This is a genomic window from Nocardioides sp. GCM10023255 (assembly GCF_042653125.1).
Taxonomy (GTDB): Bacteria; Actinomycetota; Actinomycetes; order Propionibacteriales; family Nocardioidaceae; genus Nocardioides.
Window position 1 is genome coordinate 120419 of the sequence record NZ_JBHSHU010000009.1, and the last position, 12566, is coordinate 132984.

Sequence of the window (12566 nt, forward strand, 5' to 3'; positions counted from 1 at the left end):
CGCATGCGCACGCCGACCAGCACCTACCGGCTCCAGATCACCCCCGAGCTCGACCTGTTCGCGGCGGCCCGGCGGCTGCCGTACCTCCACGAGCTCGGCGTGGACTGGGTCTACCTGTCGCCGATCCTGGCGGCCGAGCCCGGCAGCGACCACGGGTACGACGTGGTGGCCCACGAGCGGGTCGACCCGGCCCGCGGTGGTGCCGAGGGGCTGGCCGCCCTCTCGGCCGAGGCCAGGCGCCTCGGGATGGGGGTGCTGGTCGACATCGTGCCCAACCACGTCGGCGTCGCCACCCCGGCCGAGTCCGCGTGGTGGTGGGACGTGCTGCGGCTCGGTCGGGAGTCGCCGCACGCGCCGGCGTTCGACGTCGACTGGACGGCCGGCGAGGGGCGGCTGCGGATCCCCGTGGTCGGTGACGACGACCTGCTGCCCGACGGCCGGATCGCCCACCTGGCGGTGGTCGCCACCGACGACGGCCCGGAGCTGCGCTACCACGACAACCGCTTCCCGGTGGCGCCCGGGACCGCCGACGACGGGGCCGACGCGGACGCCGTCCACGCCCGACAGCACTACGAGCTGGTCGGCTGGCGCCGCGCCGACGCCGACCTCAACTACCGCCGCTTCTTCGCGGTCAACACCCTGGCCGGGATCCGGGTCGAGGACCCCGAGGTGCTCGCCCGGTCGCACACCGAGATCCGGCGCTGGTTCGACGAGGGGCTGGTCGACGGGCTCCGGGTGGACCACCCCGACGGCCTGCGGGACCCGAAGGGCTACCTCGACGACCTGGCCGCGATGACCGGCGGCGCCTACGTGCTGGTCGAGAAGATCCTCGAGCCCGGGGAGGAGCTGCCGACCTCCTGGGCCACCGCCGGCACCACCGGCTACGACGTGCTCGCGCACGTCGACCGGCTGCTCACCGACCCCGCCGGGCAGGAGCCGCTCGACGTGCTCGAGGCACGGCTGCGCGGCGGCCCGGTCGACTGGCACGAGATGGTGCACGGGACCAAGCGGGTCGTGGCCGACACGATCCTGCAGTCCGAGGTCCGCCGGATCGTGCGGGAGGTGGTCTCGTCGGGCTCGGTCGCCGACCCCGACGAGGAGGCCCTCCGCGACGCGGTGGCCGAGCTGCTCGCCTGCTTCCCGGTCTACCGCTCCTACCTGCCCGAGGGCCGCGAGCACCTCGAGGCCGCCTTCGCGGCCGCCCGGCAGCACCGTCCGGACCTGGCCGGCACCCTCGCCCTGCTCGAGCCGGTCCTCGGCGACCCGTCCCTGGATCCGGCGAAGCGGTTCCAGCAGACCAGCGGGATGGTGATGGCCAAGGGCGTCGAGGACTGCGCGTTCTACCGGTGGTCCCGCCTCACCTCGCTCAACGAGGTCGGCGGCGACCCGAGCGTGTTCTCGCTCGTTCCGGACGCCTTCCACGAGCAGATGGCCGCCCGCCAGGCCGGCTGGCCGCTCGCGATGACCACCCTGTCCACCCACGACACCAAGCGCGGCGAGGACGTCCGCGCCCGCATCACCGCCCTGGCCGAGGTCCCCGGCGAGTGGGCGGCGACGCTCGAGCGGTTGCTCGATCTCGCCACGGTGCCCGACCCCGGCTTCGGCAGCCTGCTGTGGCAGGCCGCCGTCGGTGCCTGGCCCCTGGACCGCGAGCGGTTGCACGCGTACGCCGAGAAGGCGATGCGCGAGGCCGGCGACCGCACCACGTGGACCGACCCCGACGAGGCGTACGAGAAGGCCGTGCACGCGGCCGTCGACGCGGCGTACGACGACCCGGGCGTCGGCGTCGTCCTGACCGGCATGGTCGACCGGCTGGCAGCGCCCGGCTGGAGCAACGCACTAGCGGCGAAGCTGCTCTCGATCACCGTGCCGGGCGTGCCGGACGTCTACCAGGGCAGCGAGCTGTGGGAGCAGAGCCTGGTCGACCCCGACAACCGGCGCCCGGTCGACTTCGACGACCGCACCGACCGGCTCGGGGCGCTCCGCGAAGGTGCGGGCACCACGCTGACGGGGGCGGCGAGCGACCCGGGGACGGCCAAGCTGCAGCTCGTCCGCACGGCCCTCACGCTGCGCCGGGACCGGCCCGCCCTGTTCACGTCGTACGCCCCGCTGCGCGCGAGCGGACCGGCCGCCGACCACGCGGTCGCCTTCGACCGGGGCGGCGCCGTCACCGTCGTCACCCGGTTGCCGATCGGGCTCGAGGCCCGGGGCGGCTGGGGCGAGACGCTGCTGGACCTGCCCGACGGGACCTGGACCGACGCCCTGTCCGGCCACCGCGCGACGGGCCAGGTGCGCCTGGCCGACCTGCTCGCCGACCTGCCCGTGGCCCTGCTGGTGAGGGAGGACTCCTGATGCGCGGACCCTTCGACGTCTGGGCGCCCACGCCCTCCCGGGTGCGGCTCTCGCTCGGCGGCGAGACCCTCGAGATGGTCCGTGGGGCCGACGACTGGTGGACCCCCGCCGAGCCGGTGCCGGACGTGTGGGACCAGGACGTCGACTACGGCTACCTGCTCGACGACCGGGACACACCGCTGCCCGACCCGAGGTCGCGCCGGCAGCCGGACGGCGTGCACGCGCGGTCGCGCACCTACCGTCCCGACTCTTATCCCTGGACCGACCGCGCCTGGACGGGACGCCAGCTGGCCGGCTCGGTGGTCTACGAGCTGCACGTCGGCACGTTCACCCCCGAGGGCACCCTCGACGCCGCCCTCGACCGGCTGGAGCACCTGCGCTCGATCGGCGTGGACTTCGTCGAGCTGATGCCGGTCAACGCGGTCAACGGCGTGCACAACTGGGGCTACGACGGCGTGCTGTGGTCGTGCGTGCACGAGCCGTACGGCGGCCCCGCGGCGTACCAGCGCTTCGTCGACGGCTGCCACGCGGCGGGGCTCGGCGTGATCCAGGACGTGGTCTACAACCACCTCGGCCCGTCGGGGAACTACCTGCCCCTGTTCGGCCCGTACCTCAAGGAGGGCGCCAACACCTGGGGCGACCTGGTCAACCTCGACGGCGAGGGATCGGCGGAGGTCCGCCGCTACATCCTCGACAACGTCCGGATGTGGCTGTCCGACTACCACGTCGACGGCCTGCGGCTCGACGCCGTGCACGCCCTGTCCGACACCTCCGAGGTCCACCTGCTCGAGGAGATGGCGGTCGAGGTCGCGGCGCTCTCGGCCCACCAGCGGCGGCCGCTGACCCTGATCGCGGAGTCCGACCTGAACGACCCCGTGCTGGTCACGCCGCGCGAGGCGCGGGGCTACGGTCTGGACGCCCAGTGGAGCGACGACTTCCACCACGCCGTGCACGTCGCGCTGACCCGGGAGACGTCGGGCTACTACGCCGACTTCGAGCCGCTCGGCGCGCTGGCCAAGGTCTGCGAGAAGGGGTTCTTCCACGACGGGACGTTCTCCTCCTTCCGCGGCCGCGACCACGGCGTCCCGGTCGACACCGACGCGATGCCCACGTGGCGGCTCGTCGTCTGCAGCCAGAACCACGACCAGATCGGCAACCGGGCGATCGGCGACCGGATCACCGACGCGCTCGACGACCACCAGCTGGCGTGCGCCGCGATGCTGACGCTGGCCGGGCCGTTCACCCCGATGCTGTTCCAGGGCGAGGAGTGGGCGAGCTCGTCGCCGTTCCAGTTCTTCACCTCCCACCCCGAGCCGGAGCTGGGGCGGGCGACCGCGGAGGGCCGGATCAAGGAGTTCGAGCGGATGGGCTGGGACCCCGCCGTCGTGCCCGACCCGCAGGACCCGGCCACGTTCGAGCGCTCCCGTCTGGACTGGTCGGAGCTGTCCCGGGGCCGGCACGCCCGGATGCTCACGGTCTACCGGCAGCTGGCCGAGCTGCGACGCACCCGCGAGGAGCTCACCGACCCCGCCTTCGCCTCGGTTTCGTGCACCGTCGACGAGGACGCCCGGCTGTTCCGGATGCGCCGCGGCGAGCTCGAGGTGGTCGTGAACTTCGCCGACGCGGCCACCGACGTCGACGTACGCACCCCCGCGGACCTGCTGTTCACCACCGGCGACGACGTCTCGCTGGACGGCGGGCGGCTGGTCCTGCCCGCGCACGCCGGCGCCATGGTGGCCCCTGCTCCCTGATTCCACGGATAGTCCGGCACGTTTCGTCACACCGGCGGTGTGAAACGTGCCGGACTATCCCAGGAGCTCGTCCACCCAGGCGGGGACGAGGTCCCCGGCGAGCCCCTGGCGGGACTCGTGGAAGACGTGGCTGAGCTCGCTGGGCTGCAGGTTGAGCTCGAGGGTGCGGGCGCCGTGGGCGAGGGCGTACTGCACGAACCCCGCGGCCGGGTACACGGCGCCCGAGGTCCCGATCGAGACGAACAGGTCGGCCTCCTCGAGCGCGTCCTGGATCTCGTCCATGCCGTAGGGGATCTCGCCGAACCACACCACGTCGGGCCGCAGCGCGCTGACGCCGCACGACGGGCAGGGCGGGAACTCACCGAGGTCCGCGACCCAGCGGACCCGGTCGTCACAGGCCCGGCAGAGCGCCGACAGCAGCTCGCCGTGCATGTGCAGCACGCGTCCGGAGCCGGCGCGCTCGTGGAGGTCGTCGATGTTCTGGGTGACGACGAGCAGGTCGTCACCGAGGTGCTCCTCCAGCCGGGCCAGGGCGTGGTGGGCGGGATTCGGGTCGACCGCGGCCAGGGCGGCACGGCGGGCGTCGTAGAAACGGTGGACGACGTGCGGCTGGGCGACGTACGCCTCCGGGGTCGCGACGTCCTCGACCCGGTGGCCCTCCCACAGCCCGTCGGCGTCGCGGAACGTCGGCACCCCGCTCTCGGCGGAGATGCCGGCTCCGGTCAGCACCACGATCCTCATCGGCCCCAAGGCTAGGACGCGACCGCCCGGTCGCCCATCGGCACCTCGTGGTCGTGGACGCCGCTGCCGCGCGGGCCGGAAATCCGTCTCACATCGCGATACGGGATGCGACAGGCGGCTGCCCCTGTGGGAGAGGGGTACGGACCTGATGAGTCGCGGGGCCTACACAGCATGGTTCCCGCACACCCGTGGACGTTCTCGTGCCCTGCGCACCGTCCACCCCACCCACGACTGACCCGCGCGTCACGTCGAGCCGTGCCCCGAGCCCTTTCGACGACGCACGACCACAGGAGCAGCACATGACTGCAGACCAGCCCTTCCAGACCCCGCCGACCGGCCCCGCCCGCAACGGTCACCCGACGCACACGGCCACCGACACCACCACCAGCGAGCACGCAAAGGCCACGGCCGGAACGGCCGCGGACGAGGGCAAGCACGTCGCCGGCGTCGCCCGCGACGAGGCCCAGCGCGTGGCCTCCGAGGCGAGGTCCCAGGTGACCCAGCTGATGAGCGAGGCGACGACGCAGGTGGAGGAGCAGTCGCGGACGCAGCGCGACCGCCTCGTCGACACCCTGCGCACGTTCAGCGAGGACCTCGACCAGATGGCCTCGCAGCGCGACGGTGGCCTCGCCGTCGACCTCGCCCGCGAGGGTGCCGCCCACGCTCGCTCGCTGTCGTCGCAGCTGGACGGTCGCGAGCCCCGCGACCTGCTCGACGACGTCAGGGGCTTCGCCCGCCGCAAGCCCGGGACCTTCCTCCTCGGCGCGCTCGTCGCGGGCGTGGTCGCGGGACGGCTGACGCGCGGGGCCAAGGACGCCGCCAGCTCCAGCCCGTCCGTCGCGACCACCGGGACCCCGGTCCCCGCCCCGCGCCCCGCCCAGGACCTCGGCGTGCCGATCGACCCGCCGTTCCCCACCCCGGTCACCACCCCCGGTGACCCGAACCTCTCCCCGTCACCGACGAGCGGAGGTCTCTCGTGAGCACGACGGACGGCTACCGCCCCGACACCCCCACCCATGCGGGCGAGACGCGGTCGATAGGCGAGATCGTCGGTGACATCAGCACCGACATGAGCACCCTCATCAAGCAGGAGATGGACCTCGCCAAGTCCGAGCTCAAGCACGAGATCGGCAAGCTCGGCAAGGGCGCGGGCATGCTCGGGGGCGCCGGTCTCGCCGGCCACTTCGCGCTGTTCTTCCTGTCGTTCGCGCTGACCTTCCTGCTGGACGACTGGATGCCCGTCGAGCTCGCCGCCCTGATCGTGGCACTCGTGTGGGGCATCGCCGCCGCCGTCCTGGCGTCGCGCGGCCGCAAGGAGATCAACGAGGCCAACCCGCAGCTGCCCACCACCCAGCAGACCATCAAGGAGGATGTCCGATGGGCAACCACACAGAAGAACTGACCACGACCCCGGCCGACATCGCGGCCACCCGCACCAGTCTCACGCGTGACATCGACGAGCTGACGGACAAGGTCAGCCCGGCGCGCGTGATGGACCGTCGCAAGGAGGCCTCGAGGAGCCGGCTGGGATCGATCCGGGACCGCGTGATGGGCTCCGCCTCCGACGCCGGCGGCACCCTGGGTGACGCCACCTCCGGTGCCTCCGGAGCAGTCTCGGACGCGACCGGTGGCGTTGTCGGCGGCCTCGAGTCGCGCACGCAGGGCAACCCGCTGACCGCCGGTGTCGTGGCGTTCGGCGCAGGCATGCTGCTCTCGGCGCTGATCCCCTCCAGCGACAAGGAGGCCCAGGTGGCGCATCGGTTGACCGAGGTCGCCAAGGAGCAGGGTCAGCCGCTGCTCGACGAAGCGAAGTCGGTGGGCAGCGAGATGGCTGCCGACCTCAAGGAGTCGGCCGGTGACTCGGCCCACCGGGTCCAGGCGACCGCCCAGGAGTCGGTGGACACCGTCAGGACGGAGGGCCAGTCCTCCGCCCGGACCGTGAAGGACGACGCCACCCCCTCCTGACCGCTGATGCCCGGCCGGCCGGCGCGACCAGCCGGCCGGCCATCCGGTCAGGTCACGGTCGACAGGGCGTCGGCGATCACCCCGGCGACCTGGTCGGGGACCTCGTCGGGGAGGAGGAACACCGAGCCCGGGACCGTCACCAGGGTCACGTCGGCCGCCGCGTCGAGCACGGCGCGCTCCCGGTCGGTGAGCCCTCCGTCGCCGTGCTTCTCGGCATGGACGACCCACACCGGGCTGCCCGAGGCAGCGAGCTCGGCGGCGTAGTCCCGGTCGGCGGCGATGTAGTCGAGGTAAGCGCCGCTCACCCGGACCGAGTCGCGGGCCCTGTTCTGCTTGAGGTCCTCGATGAGATCCCGCTTGTGCGGTGCAGGTGCCCCGGCCGACCTCGCCATCAGGGGCAGGAGTCGCAACAGGACGGCGAACGGCCAGCTCCCCACCTTCTGCGACACCCGTACGACGCCACGGAAGAACCCGGCCTCGTCCTCGCTGGTCAGGCTGATGCCCAGCAGCACGACCGGGCCCCGGAACCGACCGGACAGCAGCATCTCCAGCGCCACGGTGGCGCCGTGCGAGAAGCCCACGACCACGTCGCACCGGTGCTCCTCGGCCAGCTCCCCCGCCGCACGCGCGAGTGCCGGGATCGACACGTCGTCGGTCAGCGGGGCACCCGCCATGCCGGGCATGGTGGTGGCGACCAGGCGCACACCGGACAGCACCTCGTCGGCCATCACCAGGTCGAACGACCGGGCCGCATTCGCTCCGCCCGGCAGCAGCAGGACCGCCCGGTCGGCATCCTCGGGTCCGCTGACCAGCACCTCCCAGGCATCCCTCACGGCGACCTCCGACGCAACGGCTCCCCTCGTCCCCACGGTAGGACGCGAGGGTGCTGATGGGAACGCCCCGGGCCGACGCGAGGAATCAGCACGAGCCAGGCCGTACGGTGGTGAGCAGGTGGACTGCTGGAGGTGGTCGTGGAGGTCGCTGGTCTGTGGCGCTACCCCGTGAAGTCGCTGCAGGGCGAGGCGGTCGCGGTCGCCGACGTCGTGGACGACGGCGTCCTCGGCGACCGCCAGTGGGGGATCCGCGACGAAGCCACGGGCCGGATCCTGACCGCGCGCCGCCGGCCCGAGCTGCTCGCCGCGTCCGCCGCGTACGACGACGGCGCACCGGTCGTCACGCTCCCGGACGGGAGGGTCGCCGTCGGGCCGGGCGGGCGGACCGACCGGCTGCTCACGGAGTGGCTGGGCGGCCCGGTCTCCCTCGTGCCGTCCAGCGGGACGGACCCCGGCCGGGCGGAGTACTTCGCCGACGCGACCGACGACACGAGCCAGGCGATCGAGTGGACGATGCCGGAGGGGCGGTACGTCGACGCGGCCCCCGTCCTCGTCCTCACCACGGCGTCGCTGCGCAGCGGTGCCGCACTCCATCCGGACGGCGTGTGGGACCCGCGGCGCTTCCGCCCGAACATCCTGCTCGACGTCGCGGGCGACGGGTGGGTCGAGGACGCGTGGGTCGGGCGGCACCTCGAGGTCGGTGGCGCCGTGCTGCTCCCGATCGAGCCGTGCACCCGCTGCACGATGGTGACCCGGGCCCAGCCCGGTCTCGCCTCCGACGCGGACGTCTTCCGCACGCTGGCGCGCCACCATCGTGCCCACCTCGGCGTGTGGGCGGTCGTCGTCTCCCCCGGGGCCGTCTCGACAGGGGACGGGGCGGCCCCGGCACCGATCAGCCGGCCGGCCGGTGCACCGTGACGACGTACCCCTCGTCCGGGTCGAACGGCGCCCGGTCCCAGCCCGACCAGCGCTGCTCGCGGCGCAGTCCGGCCGCCTCCATCGCGGCCTCGAAGTCGGCCAGCGGGGTCACCGGGCAGCCGGCCGGCAGGTGCGCCTCGTCGAGGCCGAAGCCGCAGGCCACCAGGCCGTCCGCGGTCACGTGGGCCGCCAGCCGCGCGGCCACCGCCTCGAGCGTCCCCGGCTCCAGCAGCGGCACGATGTTGCCGGCGAGCAGCACCAGCTCGAAGGTCACCCCCAGGTCGAGCGTGGCCAGGTCCCCGACCCGCCAGTCGAGGTCCGGCGCCTCGGCGCGGGCGACGGCCAGCATCGCCTCGTCCACGTCGACGCCGACCACGTCGTACCCGAGCCCGGCGAGGCGCACGGCGATCCGGCCGGTGCCGCAACCGGCATCGAGCACCCGGGCCGGCGCCGCCACGAGCCCCGACGCGAACGTCGCCTCGCCGTGCACGTCCTGTCCCCGGGCCGCCATCGCCCGGAACCGCGCGGCGTAGGTGCGCGCGTAGTCCTCGCCCGCCTGCCGGCGGGCGACCTGCTGCCAGCGGGTGCCGCTGCCGTCGCCGCTGGTCAGCTGACGACCTCGTAGTTGAAGTTCACCATCAGCCCGTGCACCTCGGTCACCTTGACCTCGAGGGTCGCGTCGTCACCGCCGTCGGGGCTCGTCGCGGTGCAGGTCGCCTTCTCGTCGAGCTTGCCGATCAGCTCGTCCTCGCAGTCGAGCGAGGCCACCTGGTAGCCCTGGTCGGTCAGCGACTTCTCGATCGAGTCGGCCATCCGGTCCGCGGGGATGAACGGGACGGCGTCGAACTTCGTCGTGCTCCCGTCCACCGAGGTGACCGTCACGCGCACGTCGGCATCCTCGTCGCCGGCCTCGAGGTGGCAGTCCTGGGTGGCGTCCACCTTCGCGGTGAGGTCGCCGTCGCAGGTGGCGTCCACGGGGCCGGTCGTGTCGTCGGACACCAGTCCCTCGACCCGCTTCTCCAAGTCACCTTGGCTGACCGAGGAGGGCCCGGTGGTGACCTCCGCGTTGCAGCCGGACAGCGCGAGCACACAGACGGCCAGGGCCGCGACCTTCTTCATCGTCCTCCTCCGAGATGGGGTGCGAGCGGCCCGGGGAGGCGCCCGCACGGTGCCCCGATCCTCCCCTCCGGGGTTTCCGCGGGCACCGCTGGGGTAGACCTATCCTCGCCTGACGTCACGGGGAAGAGGAACAGGGTGGGCTACGAAGTTCTCGTCGAGAACCTGCACGAAGCGGCCGGCAAGCTGCGCACGATCACCGACCCGCTGGAGGGGTACGAGCTCGCCTCGACGCACAGCTCGGCCGAGGACTTCGGCCACGTGGAGCTGGCCGAGTGGTTCGCCGCCGTCGTCGAGCAGTGCGACGCCGCGGGCCAGGCCCTGCGCGACGGCGCCGAGACCCTGGCGACGTCGCTCGACACCACCGCCCGGGACTACCAGCTGACCGACGAGGGCGTGGCGTCCTCCTTCCGGTCCCCGTTCACGACGCCGGGCTACCCGTTCGCGCCCGCACCGCCGTTCGCGGGACCGACGCCGTGACCGCGCCGGCCTCGATGCAGCTCGGGGAGACCACCGACCCGACCAAGCTGGTTCCCGGCAGCACCGCCCGCGTCGACGCGAACGCCACCGTCCTGAAGCAGGAGTCCACCCGCATCTCCGGGATGTACGACGACCTGCGCGCGGTCCGCATCGAGGGCTGGTCGGGCGGCTACGCCCAGCCCGCGTGGGAGGCCAACTTCGACGGCGAGCAGGCGAAGTGGCTGGCCTACGTCAAGCTCCTCGACACCGCCCGTGAGGCCCTGTCGACGTACTCCTCCGCACTGGCCACGGCGCAGTCACGCGCGCAGGACGCCATCGACAAGTACGCAGAGGGCGAGGCCGCGACGAAGCAGGCGGTCACCGACTACAACACCGCGGTGGCGGCGTACAACGACAGCCTCTGCGCGCCCGCGACCACCACCTCGCCGTTCGGCACGGTGGTGCCGTCGATGCGGCCGGCCCGGCCCGGCCCGTTCGTCGACCCGGGCGAGAAGCTGCGCGAGGAGGCGCAGGAGATCCTCGACCAGGCCCGCGAGGACCTCGACGAGGCCGGTCAGGCGGCCGTCGTGAAGCTCGGCGGCCTCGAGGGCAGCAAGACGTCGGGCGAGGGCGACTGGCTCGGGGCCGACGGCTCCGTCGAGGGACCCTCCTTCAAGTGGGACTGGTGGGAGAAGACGTTCGGCACCGACCCGTCCGACGGTCGCGACCCGAAGTACAAGGACCGCGAGGAGTCCCCCTTCAAGATCAGCCTCGGCAAGGCCGAGGGGTCGGCGTACGTCGGCCAGGCCGAGGGGAAGTGGGAGGACTACTGGGGCCCGGTGAAGATGAACGCCGACGGCTCGGTGACGCTGCTCGGCGCCGACGGGTCCGCCGAGGCGACCATCGACAAGGACGGCGTGCGGATCAACGCCGACGGCACGCTGTCGATCGTCAAGGGCGAGGGCGAGGTGCACGGCGAGTACGGCTACGCCGAGGGCTACCTCAAGGGCGACTTCCTCGTCGGCGCGACCGGTGAGGGCAGCCTCGGCATCGGCTCCGACGGCGCCCACGCCAGCGGCGAGCTCTTCGCCGGCGGCAAGGTCGGCGTCACCGGTGGCGGTGACGTCGGCGGCGTCGGCGGCGAGTTCACCGCCGAGGGCTGGGGCGGCGCCGGCATCGCCGGCGACCTGGAGTTCGGCATGGACGACGGCAAGCTGACCGTCGGGGGCTCCGGCGGCGTGGCCCTCGGCTGGGGCGGCAAGCTCGGCGGCGAGGTGACGCTCGACTTCCCGGAGATCTGGGAGACCGGCGGTGACATCGTCGAGGGGATCGGGAGCATCCTGCCGTGACCCTCCTCCCCACCCCAGCGAACCTCCAGATGCGGAAGGCCCCACGATGACCACGACCCTGCCGGTGCCGATCGAGTTCGAGCTGCCCGGGCCGGAGTGGCAGCCGGTCGTGCCCGAGAGCCTCGGCGTCGAGAACGCCGCGTTCCTGGCGGTGCGCCAGGTCGCGGGCGAGGACTACCGCCCCACGATCACCATCAGTGGCGACTGGCGCGACGACCCGGCCACCCTCACCGACATCGCCGACGAGTCGCTGGCGAAGATCCGGGTCCAGGCCGAGCAGGCCGAGCTGCTCGAGCGCCGGGTGATCGAGTCCGAGCACGCCCCCGCGGTGACCCAGCGGCTGCGCGCGGTGGCCACGACCGAGAGCGGCACCTTCGAGCTTCAGCAGGCGCAGGCCGTGACCGGGCTGGTGGACGTGGCCGACCCGACCCGGCGCGTGGTGGTGATCTACACCCTCACCTGCACCGCGGACCAGATGCCCGTCATCGGCCGGGAGTTCCAGCAGTTCATGGCGACCGTGCACGTGGTCGCGCCGGGCGAGCAGTCCTAGGACCTGCTCCTAGAGCTTGCCCATCAGGGCCAGCACCCCGAGGACGACGAGCGTGAGCAGGGCGCCCACGCCGCCGACGAGCGCGAAGGCGATGCCGACCTTCTCCTCCGTCCCGCGGCGCTGGCGCAGGCCGAGCTCGTCGGCGACGCCCGTGATCAGCTTGCGGCCCTTCTCGGAGCTGAAGCTGTAGTCGACCACCTTGGCCGGCTTCCCCTGCTCGTTGAGGGCCCACGACTTCTGGAAGCTGAGCTCGTAGGACCGGCCCCGCGTCCGCTCCGCGCTCGCCGACAGCCGCGGCACGCCCGCCACCCACTCGACGGTGCGGCTGTCGTCGGTCACCGCGTAGGTGCCGTCGTCGGCGACCGCGACGTGGTGGGTGTAGGCCTTCTTCAGCCCGGCCTTGTTCAGCAGGCCGTACCACTGGGCGTCGGCCACGTCGAGGGCCACGTCGAAGCCGGCCTCGGTCGGCGTCACGACGTACGGCGTGCCCTCCGCGGCCTGCCGCACCCCCGCCAGGAACTGCTCGCGCATC

14 protein-coding genes are annotated in these 12566 nt (G+C 73.0%); 9 read left to right on the forward strand and 5 right to left on the reverse strand.

All coding sequences use genetic code 11. The annotated features are described in order from the left end of the window. Window positions 1–3: 3 nt before the first annotated feature. Both treY and treZ read left to right on the forward strand, forming a co-directional pair. Complete coding sequence (treY, locus tag ACFO9I_RS14355) at window positions 4–2352, forward strand: malto-oligosyltrehalose synthase (protein ID WP_379181975.1); 2349 nt, start codon at window positions 4–6, stop codon at window positions 2350–2352. Beyond that, entirely contained in the window at window positions 2352–4103 is a 1752-nt protein-coding gene (gene treZ / locus ACFO9I_RS14360) for a malto-oligosyltrehalose trehalohydrolase (protein ID WP_379181976.1), read from the forward strand. Before treY ends, treZ begins: the two co-directional genes overlap by 1 nt. Window positions 4104–4157: 54 nt before the next feature. On the opposite strand, the gene ACFO9I_RS14365 is transcribed toward treZ, so the two are convergent. Then, window positions 4158–4844 (reverse strand): NAD-dependent deacylase, encoded by a 687-nt coding sequence (locus ACFO9I_RS14365; protein WP_379181978.1) that lies wholly within the window; start codon window positions 4842–4844, stop codon window positions 4158–4160. Window positions 4845–5143: 299 nt separating this feature from the next. On the opposite strand from ACFO9I_RS14365, the gene ACFO9I_RS14370 reads away from it, so the two are divergent. The 3 genes from ACFO9I_RS14370 to ACFO9I_RS14380 are packed head-to-tail and all read left to right on the forward strand — an operon-like array spanning window position 5144 to window position 6809. Beyond that, window positions 5144–5824, forward strand: coding sequence for a hypothetical protein (locus ACFO9I_RS14370; protein ID WP_379181980.1), 681 nt, complete (start codon window positions 5144–5146; stop codon window positions 5822–5824). Continuing rightward, a complete protein-coding gene (locus ACFO9I_RS14375; protein WP_379181982.1) occupies window positions 5821–6246 on the forward strand; it encodes a phage holin family protein in 426 nt (141 codons plus the stop codon). The genes ACFO9I_RS14370 and ACFO9I_RS14375 overlap by 4 nt, the downstream gene beginning before the upstream one ends. After that, window positions 6222–6809, forward strand: a complete 588-nt coding sequence (locus ACFO9I_RS14380; RefSeq protein WP_379181984.1) for a DUF3618 domain-containing protein — start codon at window positions 6222–6224, stop codon at window positions 6807–6809. Before ACFO9I_RS14375 ends, ACFO9I_RS14380 begins: the two co-directional genes overlap by 25 nt. 47 nt (window positions 6810–6856) lie before the next feature. Here the strand turns inward: ACFO9I_RS14380 and ACFO9I_RS14385 are convergent, their stop codons facing one another. Then, entirely contained in the window at window positions 6857–7642 is a 786-nt protein-coding gene (locus tag ACFO9I_RS14385) for an alpha/beta fold hydrolase (RefSeq protein ID WP_379181986.1), read from the reverse strand. Window positions 7643–7780: 138 nt separating this feature from the next. Here ACFO9I_RS14385 and ACFO9I_RS14390 point away from each other — a divergent pair, with 138 nt between their 5' ends. Beyond that, the gene (locus ACFO9I_RS14390; RefSeq protein WP_379181988.1) at window positions 7781–8560 is read left to right on the forward strand and encodes an MOSC domain-containing protein; all 780 of its coding nucleotides are present in this window, start codon (window positions 7781–7783) and stop codon (window positions 8558–8560) included. Here the strand turns inward: ACFO9I_RS14390 and ACFO9I_RS14395 are convergent. Together ACFO9I_RS14395 and ACFO9I_RS14400 are read right to left on the reverse strand one after the other, a co-directional pair. Continuing rightward, window positions 8535–9071: a class I SAM-dependent methyltransferase gene (locus ACFO9I_RS14395; RefSeq protein ID WP_379181990.1), complete on the reverse strand. Its 537-nt coding sequence runs from the start codon at window positions 9069–9071 to the stop codon at window positions 8535–8537. The genes ACFO9I_RS14390 and ACFO9I_RS14395 overlap by 26 nt on opposite strands. Window positions 9072–9166: 95 nt before the next feature. Further along, complete coding sequence (locus ACFO9I_RS14400; RefSeq protein ID WP_379181992.1) at window positions 9167–9679, reverse strand: DUF4333 domain-containing protein; 513 nt, start codon at window positions 9677–9679, stop codon at window positions 9167–9169. 135 nt (window positions 9680–9814) lie between these two features. Between ACFO9I_RS14400 and ACFO9I_RS14405 the strand changes: the two genes are divergently transcribed. From ACFO9I_RS14405 to ACFO9I_RS14415, 3 genes are read left to right on the forward strand one after another with little or no spacing between them, the layout of a single operon-like run. Continuing rightward, on the forward strand, window positions 9815–10156 hold the full coding sequence (locus tag ACFO9I_RS14405; RefSeq protein ID WP_379181993.1) for a WXG100 family type VII secretion target: 342 nt from the start codon (window positions 9815–9817) through the stop codon (window positions 10154–10156). Beyond that, window positions 10153–11484 carry a putative T7SS-secreted protein gene (locus ACFO9I_RS14410; RefSeq protein WP_379181995.1) on the forward strand — a complete coding sequence of 444 codons (1332 nt, stop codon included), beginning with the start codon at window positions 10153–10155 and terminating at the stop codon, window positions 11482–11484. Before ACFO9I_RS14405 ends, ACFO9I_RS14410 begins: the two co-directional genes overlap by 4 nt. A gap of 46 nt (window positions 11485–11530) precedes the next feature. Further along, window positions 11531–12034 (forward strand): hypothetical protein, encoded by a 504-nt coding sequence (locus ACFO9I_RS14415; protein WP_379181997.1) that lies wholly within the window; start codon window positions 11531–11533, stop codon window positions 12032–12034. A gap of 9 nt (window positions 12035–12043) precedes the next feature. Here ACFO9I_RS14415 and ACFO9I_RS14420 read toward each other — a convergent pair whose 3' ends face one another. After that, window positions 12044–12565, reverse strand: coding sequence for a hypothetical protein (locus ACFO9I_RS14420; RefSeq protein ID WP_379181999.1), 522 nt, complete (start codon window positions 12563–12565; stop codon window positions 12044–12046). Window position 12566: the final 1 nt, after the last annotated feature.